Raw genomic sequence first — 16,818 nt, 5'->3', positions numbered from 1 at the left:
GAGCGCGTTGCGTGAAAGCTGCAGCGACACGGCAAAACATGGCCAAAAAATGTCTTAATTAAGGAATTTTCAATTTACGGTTAACGTCTGGTTAACAATACTGCCTCATCTTCAACGACAACGAACGATTCGCATCTATCTCCGGCCCATCGCGGTCCCATTGACGGAATGAACCAATCTGGGGGAATGCATGAATTCTCGCGTCCTAAAATTGACGTCGGCTCTTTTTCTGGCAGGCGCCCTGGCGGGCTGCTCGACCGTAGGCGGTACTTTCTATACTGCTTCCTATTCTTCGGTCACTGACGCCGGTTACGTTGTCCCGGCCATCCCAAGCGAAAAGATAGCGGCGCAATATCGCCGCCAGATCGTCAAATATCCGACGGATGAAAAGCCTGGCACCATCATCGTCGATACGCGGGAAAAGTTCCTTTATCTCATCATGCCTGAGGGCAAGGCCATGCGCTATGGCATTGGCGTTGGCCGTCAAGGTTTCGAATGGTCCGGTACGGCGCGCGTTGCCATGAAGCGGGAATGGCCGACCTGGACGCCGCCTTCCGCCATGATAAAGCGTCAGCCGGAACTGGCCAAATATCGCAATGGCATGGACCCCGGCTTGCGCAATCCGCTCGGCGCGCGTGCGCTCTATCTGTTCAACAAGGGCGGCGACACGGGTTATCGCCTGCACGGAACACCGGAATGGTGGTCCATCGGCAAGGCAATGTCTTCCGGCTGCATCCGCCTCATGAATCAGGATATCATGGATCTTTATGATCGCACCGAACAGGGTGCCAAGGTTATCGTGAAGCAATAAGGATATGAAAAAGGCCGCTTGAAGCGGCCTTTTTCATTACAGTCAAACGGCAATCAGATCTGCTCGACCTGCTGCACTTCCGGCACGAAATGGCGCAGAAGATTCTGAATGCCATGCTTCAAGGTCGCCGTCGATGACGGGCAGCCAGAGCAGGCGCCCTTCATGTTCAGGAACACTGTGCCGTTTTCAAAACCACGAAACGTGATGTCGCCACCATCCTGCGCAACTGCCGGACGAACGCGGGTTTCGATCAGTTCCTTGATGATTTCAACGGTTTCGGCATCGGCCTCATCGAAAAATTCTTCGTCGCCATGTGCAGCAGCAGCGTCAGCATTGCTGTTGCCAGCCATTGCAGGGGCGCCCGACATGAAATGTTCCATGATCGTGCCGAGAATGGCGGGCTTCAGATGCTGCCACTCGCCATCGTCCTTGGTGACGGTGATGAAGTCGTAGCCGAAGAATACACCGGTCACGCCCGGAACCGAGAAGAGCTTGGCTGCGAGCGGTGATGTGTTGCCAGCGGTGGATGGGTCGCGAAAATCTGCGGTACCCTCCGGCATAACCACCTTGCCGGGAAGAAACTTCAGGGTCGCCGGGTTGGGCGTGGTTTCAGTCTGGATGAACATGCCAGTTGTCCCGCTTTCAGATTTTGGAACGATTTTCGTAAGCGCAGATCCATATGGAAGCAAGTGCTGTCCCGATCCCGCGCGTATCAGTTGTCATCAATATAGGGTGATTAGGTCACCGCATCAATGTCATCGTCGCTCATACCTGCCGGAATGACCGTAACCGGGATCGGGAACTGCGAGCGACCGGCCAGCGATTGCACGAGAGGGCCGGGCCCTTCCTTGCCAGAACCAGCGGCCAGTACAAGAATGGCGATGTCCTGATCTTCCTCGATGAGACAAATCAGTTCTGCGGCGGTTTCGCCTTCGCGGATGCTGATTTCCGGTTCGATCCCCTGATCTGCACGAACGGTTGCCGCGAATTTTTCAAGCGCTGCCCGCGCACGATCTTGCGCTTCGGAGCGCATGATTTCGCCTACGCCCAGAATTTGCTGGAAATCGGAATCATCGATTACGAAAAGCAGGATGAGCGAGCCGCCCGTATTTTTTGCTCGGCGCGCGGCATAGGCGACGGCGCGCCCGCATTCGGGTGTTTCGTCGATGACGGCAAGAAACTTGCGGCGGTGGCCGGCTTCCCGGCTAAGTCGTTTTGATACCATGGCCGCAATTTGCCATCGGGATTGATCGTCTGCAAGCTGACATTTGACAGGGACCAACAGATCGAAACTTGATCGTGAAATGAAAGGGCGACAGAAAAAACTGCCGCCCGTTTGATAATTGAGAAATTTAGTTCTGCAACCAGCCGACGATATCGCGAACATGACGCATGGTTTGTTCCGCAATCACGCCAGCCCGCTCGCCGCCGTCGCGCAGAACGCTGTCGATATGAGCAGGATCGGCAACCAGTCGGCGCATCTCATGGGTGATCGGCGAAAGCTTCGCTACGGCCAGATCGGCAAGCGATGCCTTGAATTCAGAGAACTGGCGTCCGCCGAATTCTTTCAGCACATCTTCCTTTGACTGAGAGGAGAGTGCTGCATAGATGCCAACCAGATTATCCGCCTCTGGACGACCGGTGAGACCGTCGAGCTCCGTCGGCAGACCATCCGAGTCGGTCTTTGCCTTGCGGATTTTCTTTGTGATGGTCTCTTCATCATCGATCAGATTGATACGCGACAGATCGGACGGATCGGACTTCGACATCTTCTTGGTGCCGTCCCGCAGCGACATGATCCGCATGGCGGGGCCGGAAATCATCGGTTCGGTCATCGGGAAGAAGCCGGAAACCTGCTCGTCGCCAACCTGCATATCCACACCCACACCGAGCGATGCGATGCGGTCGGAATAGTCATTGTTGAATTTTTGCGCGATATCGCGGGTCAATTCCAGATGCTGCTTCTGGTCCTCGCCAACCGGGACAGCGGTGGCGCGGTAAAGCAGGATGTCGGCGGCCATTAGGCTTGGATAAGCGAACAGTCCGAGCGAAGCGTTTTCACGGTCCTTGCCTGCCTTGTCCTTGAACTGGGTCATGCGGCTCATCCAGCCGATGCGCGCGATGCAATTGAACACCCACGCCAGTTCGGCATGTTGCATGACGCGGCTCTGGTTGAAGACGATGCTCCTCTTGGGGTCGATACCAGCGGCAAGGAAAGCTGCGGTGACTTCGCGGGTTGACTGCATCAGCTCAACCGGATCAGGCGAAATGGTCAGCGCGTGCATGTCCACGACGCAATAGATGCATTCCTGCGTCTCCTGAACCTCGACCCACCGCTTGATCGCCCCCAGATAGTTGCCGAGGTGAAGATTTCCGGTCGGTTGGACGCCGGAGAAAACAAGCGGTTTGAACGTGCTCATGGCTTTATCCTGAATGAGCATTTCCAGCGAAAGTGGATACCGGTTTCGCGTTCGGAAATGCGTGACGAAAATTGCCCCGCCGGTGGAGAGCGGGGATTTTGAATGCTGGTCTTTTCGCAGAGACGCAGCCGCCTTTCAAGCTTGAATTATTGCTCGCTTTCAGGGGATTTCTTTGTCGTACTGCGCTTGATGTTGCGACGGATCATTCCCGTATTGGCGCCGCCAAGTCCGAAGGCAAAACCGAAATAGACGACCATTGCCGCAACAACAATTGCTGTTACGGTCCCTGCCCGCAGGACAAGCGGTGCCGCTGAGGAAAGCTCATAGGCAAAATAGCCGATAGCATAATGGATTCCGAATGCCATGATCGCGGCAGCGACGAGGAGGCGCGGAATACGGGTGAGCAGCGGAATATCCAGTCCCCAATGGCCGCGCTTCACGAGCATGGCGAACAGAAGAACGGCATTGACCCAGCCGGCGACGATTTCAGCCGTAGCAATGCCGGTCGGGCCGAAATGCGGGAAAAGCGTGATGGCGAGCGAGACGTTCACCGCCACTGAAATGGCGGCGAAGATCATCGGCGTGCGGGTGTCCTCGCGTGCGAAGAAACCGGGAATAAACGCCTTGATCAGCACGAAAGCAGGCAGGCCGAGGCCATAGATCGCCAGAATATTGGAAACGACGAGCGTGGAGTCCGGGCTGAATTTGCCGCGTTCGAACAAAAGCCGGACGATGGGTTCCGACATGACGAGAAGGGCAGCAGCGGCGGGAAGAGTGAGGAATAGCGTGAACTCGACCGAACGGTTTTGCAGGTTTGACGCTTCCCTCATATGGCCGCCGCGCAGCGCGCGTGACAGTTCGGGCAGAAGCACGGTCGCGACCGCAATGCCGACGACGCCGAGCGGCAACTGATAAATGCGGTCCGCATAAACGAGCGATGACACTGCACCTTCCATGCCCGACGCGATATTCGTGTTGATCAGCAGGTTAATCTGCGTGATGCCGCCGGTGATCGCGGCAGGCAGTGCCAGTACCAGCAGCCGTTTGACATTGGGGGTGAGGCGAGGGCGGCGGAAGCCGATCTTGATGCCTGCATTGCGCACCGCAAGCCAGACAATTGCAAGCTGGACCAGCCCTGCGGCCATGACGCCCCAGGAAAGGCCGTAGCCAACGGAAAGTGCGTCGTAGCCGCGCCACCAGGCCACGGCGAGAACCCCGATCAGGATGATGTTGAGAAAGACCGGTGCGATTGCCGCAGCGAAATAGCGATGCAGCGAATTCAGCATCCCGCCCATCATCGCCGCCAGCGACATGCAGGCCAGATAAGGAAACATGATGACGGCAAGACGCACCGTATTGTCGAACTTCACCGGATCGTCGGTGAAACCTGGCGCGATGACGGTGCGCACGATGAAGGGCATCGAAAGTTCCATCACGATGGTCAGGAACAGAAGCACGGTGAAGAGAACGCCGAACACTTCTTCTGAAAAACGGCGCGCACCGTCCATGCCGTTCTTTTCGATTTCCTTGGCAAAGAGTGGCACGAAGGCTGAATTGAACGCGCCTTCGGCAAAGAGCCTGCGGAATGTGTTCGGAAAGCGGAAAGCTGCATTGAAAGCGTCGGCCACCGGGCCGGTGCCGAGCGCCGCCGCCATGAACATCTCGCGCGTGAAGCCAAAAATGCGGCTCATCAGCGTTCCGGACGCGACCGTGGCGAACTTTTTGACCAAACTCATATGACTGAAAAACCTATGCTGCGGCCTGAGACGAGCGACCGTTTGTCTTGCTGCCATTTTCCCCGCCGAGAATACCAAGCAGTTTGCGTTTGATATTACCCTGGCGGGTGGCGTTTGAAATTTTGTGACCCACGAGGTCGGTCACGTAAAAACTGTCGATCACCTTCTCGCCGAAAGTGGTGATGTGGGCCGATGCAATATCCAGCGAAAGATCGGAAATAAGGCCGGTCAGTTCTGAAAGCAGACCGGGCCTGTCCAGGCCTTCCACTTCGATGACGGTAAACTTGTTGGAGAGCGTGTTGTTGATCTCGACACGCGGCTCCACCTTGAAAGCCTTAGCTGCTTTCTTCGGCTTGGTACGTTTGGCCAGCACGTCAGGCAGATGGGCCTTGCCGGACAGGACATCCTCAATGACCTTGCCGACGCGTTCCGCTCGGCGGCGTTCGTCATCGTCGGTGTCGAACTCGCGGTTGATGAGAATGGTATCGAGCGCGCGTCCGTCGCCGGTGGTGAAAATCTGCGCGTCAACGATGTTGGCGCCAGCCGCTGCGCAGGCACCGGTGATGATCGACAACAGGCGTGGATGATCGGGCGCCAGCACGGTAATTTCCGTGACGGCCTCGAAAGTATGCGGCTTGGCCATGGTGGCCAGCGCCCGTCCGTTACGGTCTGCTTCGCGAATGAAATGGGCGTGCCGGACCTGATCCTCCAGGCTGACCGTCAGGAAATAGTTGGTGTAATGAAGCGCCAGATAGGCATCGCGCTTATCCTGCGGCCAATCGGAGAGCCGTTCGGCAAGTGCCTCTCGCGCCTGATGATCGCGGTCGGCGCGCGACAATTCCGAAAAGCCGCCGGTCAGGACCAGTTCGGTTTCGTAGAAGAGTGTGCGCAGAAGCTGGCCCTTCCAGCCATTCCATACGCCGGGACCGACCGCCTTGATGTCGCAGACGGTCAGGATCAGGAGAAGCTTCAACCGCTCCATGGTCTGCACTGTGTCTGCAAAATCGATGATGGTCTTGCGATCATTAAGATCGCGCGACTGTGCCACCATGCTCATGGTCAGATGTTCGCGCACAAGCCATTCGACGGTTTCGGTTTCGGCAGGGGTAAGGCCGAACCGCGGCCCAAGCCTGCGGGCAATGCGCGCTCCGGCAATCGAATGATCCTCCGGGCGACCCTTGGCGATATCGTGCAGAAGAAGGGCCACATAAAGCAGATTGCGGTCGCGCTTGATCGTTGTGATGAGATGATTTGAAAGCGGGTGCTCGTTTTCCAGTTCGCCATGCTCGATTTCCGACAGCACCGCGATGCAGCGCAACAGATGCTCGTCCACCGTGTAATGGTGATACATGTTGAATTGCATCATAGCGACGATCTTGCCGAAGTCCGGAATGAACTTTCCGAGCACACCGGATTCGTTCATGCGGCGCAGAATGAGTTCGGGATTGCGCGGTGAAGTCAGGATTTCGAGGAAAAGCCTGTTGGCTTCGGGATTTTCACGCAGATCGGAATTGATGAGTTTCAGTGAGCGGGTAAGGCTCTGCATCGCTTCGGGGTGAAATTCCAGCCCGTGCTTGTCGGCCAGATGGAAGAGCCGGATGATATTGACCGGATCCTCCTTGAAAACCTGCGGCCGCGCGATGTTGATGCGATGATTTTCGGAAACGAAATCGCCATCTGCGGAAAGCTTGCGCTTGCGTCGCGAGAAAGTGAGGAAGATGCGGTTGAAGCCCGGCACATGCTTGGCCTGTTGTTCTTCCAGTGCAGCACAGATGATGCGGGTGAGATCGCCCACATCCTTTGCCACGAGAAAGTAATGCTTCATGAAGCGTTCAACATAGTTCTGGCCGGGATGTGCCGTATAGCCAAGGCGCTCTGCGATTTCCGGCTGTATGTCGAAGGAAAGGCGCTCTTCTGCCTTCAGTGTCGCGAAGTGCATGTGGCACCGTACCGCCCAGAGAAAATCTTCCGCCTTGTTGAACAGCTTCAGCTCGGCTCGCGACAGAACGCCGAGCTTGACCAGCTCTTCTTTCGTTTTGACACGGTAAAAATATTTGGTGATCCAGAACAGCGTATGCAGGTCGCGCTGGCCGCCCTTGCCTTCCTTGACGTTCGGTTCAACCAGATAGCGGGTCTCTCCTGCCTTGCGGTGGCGCTGGTCGCGTTCGGCAAGCTTGGCCTGAATGAATTCCGGGCCGGTATCCTTGACGATTTCCTCGTTGAAGCGGGTGACAAGCGTTTTGAAGAGATCGCGATTGCCGGTGAGAAACCGGGCATCGAGAATTGCCGTGCGGATCGTCATGTCCTCGCGCGCCAGACGAATGCATTCATCGATATTACGTGTGGAATGGCCGACTTTCAGCCCCATGTCCCACAGCATGTAGAGCATGTACTCGACCACCTGCTCGCCCCAGGGAGTCTGCTTGTAAGGCAGCAGAAACAGGAGATCGATATCCGACCCCGGCGCCAGTCCGCCGCGCCCGTAACCGCCGACAGCGACGATAGCCATGTTCTCGGCCTTCGACGGGTTAACCATCGGATAGGCTTTGGTGGTTGCGAATTCGAACAGCGCCTCGATCAGCGTGTCCATAAGAAAGGAAAGGCGTTTGGCGCAGAGCGTGCCGCCGCCATCCTTCATCAACATGCCTTCTGCATTGGCGCGGCCACGCACCAAAGCATCCTTCAGAGCCTGAAGCACGACTTTGCGCACGGTAAGACTGGTGTAGCTTTCGTCCGTGGAGTCCGCCAGTTCGTTGAGCTTGCGGCGCAGCGTCTCGGGATTGACAATCTCTTCCAGCTTAAGGTCGTGGGCGCTCATGCGGCATGTAGATCCGGTTTGCGGAGAAAATGATAGTGGACGATGGTCCGTATCCTATAGCCGCTTTTATGGATGATGAATATCCAAAAGCAAAGGCCGGGTTTCCCCGGCCTAACACTATCTGCTGATTTATCAGTTCGTCGCGTTATAGGCAGTAATTGCCGCCATGTTGACGATATCGGAATCCTTCGCGCCGATGGTGACGATCTGCGCTGGCTTGTCGAGGCCGACGAGCAATGGGCCGATGATTGTCGCGCCACCGAGCTCCTGCAGCATGTCGGCGGCAATCGAGGCGGAATGATTGTCCGGCGTGACGATCACATTGGCCGGGCCCGACAGGCGGATGAACGGATATTGTTCCATCAGCTTCGGGTTCAGCGCCACATCGGCACTCATTTCGCCGTCGAATTCAAAATCGACATGGCGCGTCGCCAGAATGCGGACGGCTTCCTGAATGCGTGCAGAACGTTCACCGCCCATATGGCCGAAAGTCGAGAAGGCGGTCAGCGCGACACGCGGTACATAGCCCATGCGGCGCGCCATGCCTGCAGCTTCAACTGCGATATCGGCAAGCTCGGCTGCGGTCGGCATTTCATGAACGGCGGTATCGGCGATGAACACCGTACGCCCACGGCAAAGCGCGATGGAAACACCGACCATGCGATGACCAGGCTTGGAATCGATCACACGGCGCACGTCGTCCAGGCCTGTCGCATAATTACGGGTCACGCCCGTCACCATGCCATCGGCATCGCCAAGCGCCACCATGCAGGCCGCAAAATGATTGCGGTCATTGTTGATGAGACGGTGGCAATCGCGCGTCAGATAGCCCTTGCGCTGCAGTTTCTCGTAGAGATAGTCGGCATAGGCGGCATTGCGGCTCGACAAGCGGGCATTGATGATTTCGATGCCCGGACGGTCGAGATCAAGACCGGCAGCCTTCGCCGTATCCTTCACTCGTTCCTCGCGGCCAACCAGGATTGCGGTGCCGAGACCCTGATTGACATAGGAAACGGCGGCGCGCATCACCTGTTCTTCTTCGCCTTCGGCAAAGACGATGCGCTTCGGCTGGCGGCGGACACGTTCATAGATGCCGCGCAATGTGGAAGCGATCGGATCGCGACGCGCCGACAATTCGCGCTTGTAGCCTTCGATGTCGGCAATGGCGCGCCCGGCCACGCCGGTATCCATCGCTGCCTTGGCGACGGCCGCCGAGACAGATGCAAGCAGGCGCGGATCGAACGGCACCGGAATGATATAGTTCGGGCCGAAACGCGGACGGCTGCCCTGATAGGCCGCGACCACATCGTCCGGCACATCCTCGCGGGCAAGCTCAGCCAGTGCGTTGACGGCGGCGATTTTCATCGCATCGTTGATGGTTGTCGCGCGCACGTCGAGTGCACCGCGGAAGATATAAGGGAAGCCAAGAACGTTGTTGACCTGGTTCGGATAATCCGAGCGACCGGTGGCAACGATGGCGTCATCACGGATGCGCGCCACCTCTTCAGGTGTGACTTCCGGGTCGGGATTGGCCATGGCGAAGATGATCGGATTCGGCGCCATGGAGCGCACCATGTCCTCCGTGAGCGCGCCTTTGGCCGAAAGGCCGAACACGACATCCGCGCCGTTCATGGCATCTGCAAGCGACCGCTTGTCGGTCTTCACGGCATGTGCGGATTTCCACTGGTTCATGCCCTCTTCACGACCCTGATAAACGACGCCCTTGGTGTCGCACAGGATGACGTTTTCCGAGGTAAAACCCATCGCCTTGATGAGTTCGATACAGGCAATACCTGCTGAACCTGCGCCATTGCAGACGAGCTTCGTCGTCTTCATGTCGCGGCCGGTCAGATGCAGCGCATTGATGAGGCCGGCAGCGGCGATGATGGCCGTTCCGTGCTGGTCGTCGTGGAAGACCGGAATGTCCATCATTTCGCGCAGGCGGCTCTCGATGATGAAGCAGTCCGGCGCCTTGATATCTTCCAGATTGATGCCGCCGAATGACGGTCCGAGATAACGCACCGCATTGATGAAAGCGTCGATGTCGGTCGTATCGACTTCAAGATCGATGGAGTCGACATCGGCAAAGCGCTTGAACAGCACAGCCTTGCCTTCCATCACCGGCTTGGATGCGAGCGCACCAAGGTTGCCAAGGCCGAGAATGGCGGTGCCGTTCGAGATAACGGCGACGAGATTGCCCTTGGCTGTATAGTCATAAGCGCGGGCGGCGTCTTCGGCGATTGCCTTCACCGGCACGGCGACGCCCGGAGAATAGGCGAGCGACAGATCGCGCTGCGTGGTCATGGGCTTGGTGGGGTTGATCTCCAGCTTGCCCGGGCGGCCCTGCGCGTGAAAGTCGAGCGCTTCCTTCTCACTGGCTGTGGGTGCGCGTTCTGATGTGTTGCCCTTCGGCGTCGAGGCTGGCATGTTCCCTCCGGTTTCATCTGCGGGAGAACTTCGATAGCGCCAGTCACGCATCGTGTAAACAGTGCTTCGAGGAATAGATATTCATCCAAAAGCGATGGAATACGAAATTTTATAACTTTAGCCTTGTCAGCTAAGCAATAAATGAAGGTTTGTAGATGGAAACGACGGCTAACGAACATAGCTCGGGAGCGGAAGACAATGCCGCCGAGGCAGCGCCCGTTCGCCTGACGCCCATGATGGAACAATATATTGAGATCAAGGCGGCGAATGTCGATTCGCTGCTCTTCTATCGCATGGGCGATTTTTACGAGCTGTTCTTCGATGACGCAGTGGAGGCTTCCGCCGCGCTGGGCATCACGCTCACCAAGCGCGGCAAGCATCTGGGCGAGGATATTCCCATGTGCGGCGTGCCGGTCCATGCTGCCGATGATTATCTGCAGAAGCTGATCGCCAAGGGTTATCGCGTCGCGGTCTGCGAACAGGTGGAAGACCCGGCAGAGGCGAAGAAGCGCGGCTCCAAATCGGTGGTGAAGCGCGATGTGATCCGTCTCGTTACACCGGGCACATTGACCGAAGAAAAGCTGCTGGATCCATCCGAAGCCAATTTCCTGATGGCGATGGGGCGAACACGCGGCGATGGCGCGCTGGCTCTCGCCTGGATCGATATTTCGACCGGAACTTTTCGCGTTGCGGAAACCACGCCGGACCGGCTGTTCGCCGATGTGATGCGGGTGGACCCGCGTGAACTGGTCGTGGCCGACAGTGCTTTTCATGATGAGGAACTGCGTCCAGTGTTCGATCTCGTCGGCAAGGCGGTAACGCCGCAGCCGGCAACGCTTTTCGACAGTGCAGCGGCGGAGGCGCGCATCCAGCGCTATTTCAACGTCGCGACACTGGATGGTTTCGGCCAGTTCAGCCGCCCGGAACTCTCCGCTATTTCCGGCGCAATCGCCTATATTGAAAAGACGCAGATTTCCGAGCGTCCGCCCTTGATGCGGCCCGAACGCGAACATGAGGGCGGCACGCTTTTCATCGATCCTGCTACGCGCGCCAGTCTGGAACTTGCGCGCACCATGTCGGGCAATCGCGACGGCAGTTTGCTGAAGGCAGTTGACCGTACGGTGACGGGTGGCGGCGCGCGGCTTCTCGCCGAACGCCTGACTGCACCGCTGACCAATCCGAAAGAAATCGCGCTGCGGCTCGATTCCGTTTCCTGGTTCCTGAGCGAGCAGTCGCTCTGCGAAGCCATGCGTGCAGAACTGAAGGGTGTGCCGGATATGCCGCGCGGACTCTCGCGCCTTGCCGTCGGGCGTGGAGGTCCGCGTGATCTGGGCAGCCTTGCCCGAGGCTTCGAGGCTGCGCACACCATTGCGAACTTGCTTGAAAGCGCTTTGCTTCCGGACGAACTGGCACTTGCCCGCGATGCCGTCAGTGCCATGCCCGCCATCTTTACTGCTCATCTCGACCGGGCCTTGGCCGACGAGTTGCCGCTTTTGAAACGCGACGGCGGTTTCGTGCGGGCAGGATATAATGCCGAACTCGATGAAATGCGGGCCCTGCGCGATCAGTCACGCCGGGTGATCGCCGGTCTGCAGGCCAATTATATCGAAGAAACCGGTATCAAATCGCTGAAGATCAAGCATAACAATGTGCTTGGTTATTTCATTGAGGTGACGGCCAACAATGCCGGGGCGATGACGGATACGGATGAAGCCAAGGGCCGCTTCATCCATCGCCAGACCATGGCCAATGCCATGCGCTTTACCACGACCGAACTGGCGGAACTGGAAAGCAAGATCGCCAATGCCGCCGACCGCGCATTGTCCATCGAGCTTGCCGTGTTCGAGGAACTGACGGCGGAGGCCGTGTCCCATGCCGACAGTATTCGTGCCGCCGCATCGGCACTGGCGGTTTTCGACGTCTCGGCATCGCTTGCCGTACTGGCGGAAGAGCAGGGCTATTGCCGCCCGCAAGTCGATAACAGCCTGTCCTTTAACATTGTTGCCGGTCGTCATCCGGTCGTAGAGCAGGCCCTCCGGCGTCAAGCGGCCAATCCGTTCGTCGCCAATGATTGCGATCTCTCGCCGCAAATGGACGGCGGCAATGGCGCGATCTGGCTTCTGACCGGTCCGAACATGGGCGGTAAGTCGACCTTTCTGCGCCAGAATGCGCTGATCGCGATCATGGCACAGATGGGCTCCTTCGTGCCTGCGGGTTCTGCACAGATAGGTGTCGTGGACCGGCTGTTCAGCCGCGTCGGCGCTTCCGACGATCTGGCGCGCGGACGCTCGACCTTTATGGTTGAAATGGTGGAAACGGCTGCGATCCTCAATCAGGCAGGCGAACGCTCGCTGGTGATCCTTGATGAGATCGGGCGCGGTACGGCGACGTTCGACGGATTGTCCATTGCCTGGGCGGCAGTCGAATATCTGCATGAGAAGAACCGTTGCCGCGCGCTATTTGCCACGCATTTCCATGAAATGACGGCACTTTCAGAAAAGCTGGATCGGCTTTCCAATGTCACCATGCGGGTCAAGGAATGGGACAATGACGTCGTCTTCCTGCACGAGGTGGCAAAAGGGGCAGCCGATCGTTCTTATGGCGTGCAGGTGGCGCGTTTGGCCGGTCTGCCGGAAGCGGTCGTCAATCGTGCGCGCGATGTGTTGCATCAGCTGGAAGCCGGCGAAACCTCCGGCAAGGCAGACAAGCTGATCGATGATCTGCCGCTGTTCTCGGTTGTCTTGCAGCAGGAAAAGCCGAAGCCGCAGGTTCAGGCGAAAGATAGTGAACTGGCCAAGGCTGTCTCTGCAATCAGTCCCGATGAGCTGACTCCGCGAGAAGCGCTGGATCTGATCTACAAGTTGAAGGAACTGGCAGGCAGGGCGTGAAACTAAAAAGGCGAAACATCTGTTTCGCCTTTTTGCTTATACAAAGCGGTTCGCTTCAGCACCGTAATAGGTGATGTAGCGGCTGGATATACGCTCGATGGGCAGAATGATGAAAACATCGGTCGTGCCGAATGCCTCGTCGATGACTGCACCGTCACCGATCATTGCGCCAAGACGCAGATAGCCTTTCACCAAAGGCGGCATCGAGAACAATGCAACCTTGTTGTTGATGGCTTCCTTCGGCATCAGGTCCATGGCCTGATAACGATTGGGCAAGGCGCGCACGTCCCAGTCGTCCGTGGCACGGCAGTTATGATGCAGGAACGACAGGCCGAGCGCATGCGCTGCAGGCACAGCGCCGTGGAACGAAGCGCAGCCGAACATCACATCGATGGAATGGCGGCGGCAATAAGCCCATGCCCCTTGCCACAAAAGCTCGACGGTGCGCTTGGAGCGGTATTCCGCCTTCACGCAGGAGCGTCCCAGTTCAAGCAGGCGAAGGTTCGGGCGCGAAAGGGCCAGACGCTGTACGTCATATTCGTCGGCAGAGTAGAAGCCGAGCGCTTTTTCCGCCTGATCGCTGCGCATCAGACGATAGGTGCCGACAATCTGCTGGTGTTCCGGCACGGGCAGGGCGGTGTCGTAAACGAGCAGATGATCGCAAATAGCGTCGAAGCGGTCGGCGTCGCGAAGTTCCACGGCTTCGATGCTTTCCCGACGTGCACCCATTTCGTCGAAGAAGACACGGAAACGCAGTTCCTGCGCGGCCTCGATAGCCTCGCGTGAGTTTGCAAGCCGTACTTCCAGCGATCCGATGCGCCCCAGAACAATAGGGTCGCCGTTGGACGCGAACAGCGCCTGTTGTGCTTCTAAGCCTGACATGACCGTATCATCAATGATTTGCTGGTCCATTCCAAGCAGTACTGTCATGATGATGGCTCCTGATTTCTCTATTCACGTATTCCTGAACGGCTTTCCCACTGATATTTCAGTAAGGGCTAACCAATTCCAATCCTCGTTCAGTCGATTGCGTGGACAGGATGTCCAGTTCGACCGAAGCAGTACAGATTCAGTGCTACGCGACGATGACAGAAGCATGTCACCAATGTGTCAATTCGGATGACTGGACCTTATCCTCTTCAAAAAGCTTTTAATTTTAAGAGATCAAATTATGCGAAAGGCAGAAACTGTTCAACCCGGTGGGTTAGCGGGCAGCCCGTTCGCGCCGCCAGCCGAGAAATTCTTCGAGAATTATGAGGCCTGCGCCGATTGTAATGAACGTGTCGGCGAGGTTGAAAACCGCGAATGACCAAGTCGGCAGGTGGAACAGAATATAATCCACGACATAACCATGCATCACGCGGTCGATAAGATTGCCGATGGCGCCGCCGACGACGAGCGCAAAACCATAGCGCGCAAAAATGCGGTCCGGCGCGTTGGTCCACCACAGATAAAGTACGAACATAATAACTGCGGCGGTGATTGCGACCAGTCCCCAATCATGCAGCCAGGCCAGCATGGAAAAGGCGATGCCCTCATTGTGCGTACGAAACAAGGCAAGGAACGGCAGCAGGTCGATCTGCTGGCCGTAGCCCATTCTTGTTTCCACCAGAAGTTTGACACCCTGGTCGATCAACACGGTAAGAATGACGACGAAAAGTGAGGACCAGACCGCATGCCGCTTCATTCGGAAGCCCTTTCATCGAGCGTGAGTGCATCCCGACGAATTTCGTAGAGCATGACGCCGGTGGCAATTGCGAGATTGAGAGAATCTGCACGACCGGCCTGCGGAATGCGGGCAAGCTTGTCGCAAGTGTCGGCAAGGCTGTCCGGCAGGCCCTGCTGTTCATTGCCCATCATCAGCACGACCGGCTTGTTGGCATAGGGAATGGTGCGATAGTCGACGGCGCCTTTGAGATGGGTGCCGACGACAAGGCCGGAAAAGCCTTTGCGCCAGTTAAGAAAATCGGCTTCCGTCCCTTTGTAGAGAGGCATGGAAAAGACTGAGCCCATTGTGGCGCGCACGGTTTCGAGCGAATAGGGATCGGTGGTATCGCCGATCAGAATAACGCCCTTGGCGCCGACCGCATCGGCGGTACGGATGACGGTTCCGAGATTGCCTGGGTCGCGCACGCGGTCGAGCGCGATATAAACGTCATTGTTCTTCGGTTTCAGATTTGCAAGCGGGCGATATTGCTGCTCGAAAACACCGACGACCATTTGCGGATTGTCGCGGCGGGTGATGGCAGCCATGATCTTTTCGGTCACTTCCAGCACCAGTCCGCCCTTGGCAAAAGTGCGTGCGGCAACCTGCTCTACCATTTTGTTGCCCTTGCCGGACTTGGCAAAAACCAGTGTCTTGATGCGCCAATCCTGCTCCAGCGCGTCGATGACGAGTTTCAGCCCTTCGGCCAGAAAAACGCCCTGCTGGTCGCGGAATTTTTTCAGTGCCAGCGAGCGCAGATCCTTCACGATCGGGTTGGTGAGGCTGGTGACTTCCTTCACCTGACCCACTTTGGAATATTCGGCACGAGAGCCGCCTTTGGAAAAATCGTCGTTACGGCTCATTTGGCTACCCAGCGGCTGAACATGGAAGTGGAAAGTGCGCGTCCTGCTGCCTGTTCGCGCAGAATAAGTTCGCCCGATTCGACCGTGCCGCCAAGGCCGGTGAAACGGTCGCGCATCAGTTCGTGAATGGCAAAGAAAGAGGCGCGGATCGAATAGGCAGTCAGGATGACGGCCAGCGGCTTTGGCGTCAGGATCGACCGGCACGTATCGACCATGGCAGGCAGATGCTCGAACAGCTGCCAGACTTCACCGCTCGGGCCACGCCCATAGGCAGGCGGATCGAGCAGGATAATGTCATAGAAGCTGCCGCGCCGCTCCTCGCGCTGCACGAATTTCATTGCGTCTTCGCAGATCCAGCGGATCGGCTTGTCGGAAAGCCCGGCCATTTCCTGATTTTCACGCGCCCAGACAATGGCTTTCTTGGAGGCGTCCACATGGGTCACTTCGGCGCCCGCACGCGCTGCCACCAGCGAAGCGAGGCCCGTATAGCCGAAAAGATTGAGCACTTTCACGCTGCGTCCGGATTTTACCCCCTCGCGGATAAGTCCGTCCATATAAGACCAATGGGCTGCCTGCTCGGGGAACACGCCGACATGGCGGAACGAGGTGAAACGGCCATGAAAGGAAATGCCGTCATGCTGCATGGGCCATGTTTCGCCGAGCGGCACTTTGGGAAACGCCCAGCGTCCCATGCCTTCCTCGTCGGTGTTGCCGGTGAAGACGGCATCGGCCTGATCCCACTCTTTTTGCGGCAGGCTTGGCAGCCAGATTGCCTGCCCTTCCGGGCGGACGATGCGATAGGGGCCGTATTGCTCAAGCTTCAAACCGTTGCCGCTATCGAGAAGCGCATAATCGGATGACGGTTCCGTTTCGAGGATGAGCGGAAGTCTTTCTCCTGGACGCGCACCGGCATAAAGCTTGATTTCGCGAAGCGAGGTGACAGGCTTATCCTCAAGGGGCTTGGGAGCCGTCTTTGCGAATTGTGGCCGCGGCTTTTTGAAAAACGAGCTTTTACCTTCAAATTTGTTGTCGAATTTGCTGTCCGGGCGCGGCGCATCATGTCTTGCGCGCTCGAAGCTGCGCTCCTGCTTGCCGCCCGACGGCTTTTTGCCTTTTCCTTTTGGCGTCTTCACCCGAAACTCCACTCATC

At 57.3% G+C, this 16,818-nt stretch carries 12 protein-coding genes; 2 read left to right on the top strand and 10 right to left on the bottom strand.

The annotated features are described in order from the left end of the window. The first annotated feature begins 190 nt into the window (after positions 1–190). Positions 191–811, top strand: a complete 621-nt coding sequence (locus JNC70_RS02625) for a L,D-transpeptidase (RefSeq protein WP_104757112.1) — start codon at positions 191–193, stop codon at positions 809–811. 53 nt (positions 812–864) lie between these two features. Here JNC70_RS02625 and JNC70_RS02620 read toward each other — a convergent pair whose 3' ends face one another. From JNC70_RS02620 to JNC70_RS02595, 6 genes are all read right to left on the bottom strand, one after another. Continuing rightward, positions 865–1,437: a NifU family protein gene (locus JNC70_RS02620; protein WP_006470913.1), complete on the bottom strand. Its 573-nt coding sequence runs from the start codon at positions 1,435–1,437 to the stop codon at positions 865–867. 110 nt (positions 1,438–1,547) lie between these two features. Continuing rightward, positions 1,548–2,036: a universal stress protein gene (locus JNC70_RS02615; RefSeq protein WP_104757110.1), complete on the bottom strand. Its 489-nt coding sequence runs from the start codon at positions 2,034–2,036 to the stop codon at positions 1,548–1,550. Positions 2,037–2,163: 127 nt separating this feature from the next. Then, a complete protein-coding gene (gene trpS, locus JNC70_RS02610) occupies positions 2,164–3,231 on the bottom strand; it encodes a tryptophan--tRNA ligase (protein WP_104757108.1) in 1,068 nt (355 codons plus the stop codon). A gap of 146 nt (positions 3,232–3,377) precedes the next feature. Then, complete coding sequence (gene murJ, locus JNC70_RS02605; RefSeq protein WP_104757106.1) at positions 3,378–4,967, bottom strand: murein biosynthesis integral membrane protein MurJ; 1,590 nt, start codon at positions 4,965–4,967, stop codon at positions 3,378–3,380. A 13-nt stretch (positions 4,968–4,980) separates the two neighbouring features. Next, a complete protein-coding gene (locus JNC70_RS02600; RefSeq protein WP_104757105.1) occupies positions 4,981–7,785 on the bottom strand; it encodes a [protein-PII] uridylyltransferase in 2,805 nt (934 codons plus the stop codon). A gap of 132 nt (positions 7,786–7,917) precedes the next feature. After that, entirely contained in the window at positions 7,918–10,212 is a 2,295-nt protein-coding gene (locus JNC70_RS02595; RefSeq protein WP_104757103.1) for an NADP-dependent malic enzyme, read from the bottom strand. 155 nt (positions 10,213–10,367) lie between these two features. Here JNC70_RS02595 and mutS point away from each other — a divergent pair, with 155 nt between their 5' ends. Next, on the top strand, positions 10,368–13,100 hold the full coding sequence (gene mutS, locus JNC70_RS02590; protein WP_104757101.1) for a DNA mismatch repair protein MutS: 2,733 nt from the start codon (positions 10,368–10,370) through the stop codon (positions 13,098–13,100). A gap of 36 nt (positions 13,101–13,136) precedes the next feature. Here mutS and olsB read toward each other — a convergent pair whose 3' ends face one another. The 4 genes from olsB to JNC70_RS02570 all read right to left on the bottom strand — a co-directional run bounded on the left by olsB (position 13,137) and on the right by JNC70_RS02570 (position 16,801). Continuing rightward, positions 13,137–14,030, bottom strand: a complete 894-nt coding sequence (olsB, locus tag JNC70_RS02585) for a l-ornithine N(alpha)-acyltransferase (RefSeq protein WP_167394094.1) — start codon at positions 14,028–14,030, stop codon at positions 13,137–13,139. A 274-nt stretch (positions 14,031–14,304) separates the two neighbouring features. Beyond that, positions 14,305–14,787, bottom strand: coding sequence for a signal peptidase II (lspA, locus tag JNC70_RS02580; RefSeq protein ID WP_104757100.1), 483 nt, complete (start codon positions 14,785–14,787; stop codon positions 14,305–14,307). After that, a complete protein-coding gene (locus JNC70_RS02575) occupies positions 14,784–15,668 on the bottom strand; it encodes a TrmH family RNA methyltransferase (protein WP_104757098.1) in 885 nt (294 codons plus the stop codon). The genes lspA and JNC70_RS02575 overlap by 4 nt, the downstream gene beginning before the upstream one ends. Beyond that, positions 15,665–16,801 (bottom strand): RsmD family RNA methyltransferase, encoded by a 1,137-nt coding sequence (locus tag JNC70_RS02570; RefSeq protein ID WP_104757096.1) that lies wholly within the window; start codon positions 16,799–16,801, stop codon positions 15,665–15,667. Before JNC70_RS02570 ends, JNC70_RS02575 begins: the two co-directional genes overlap by 4 nt. Positions 16,802–16,818: the final 17 nt, after the last annotated feature.

It is taken from the genome of Brucella oryzae, from assembly GCF_041929965.1.
GTDB lineage: Bacteria > Pseudomonadota > Alphaproteobacteria > Rhizobiales > Rhizobiaceae > Brucella > Brucella oryzae.
Note: the sequence above shows the minus strand (reverse complement) of the source record. Positions and strands in the feature narration are given on the sequence as shown.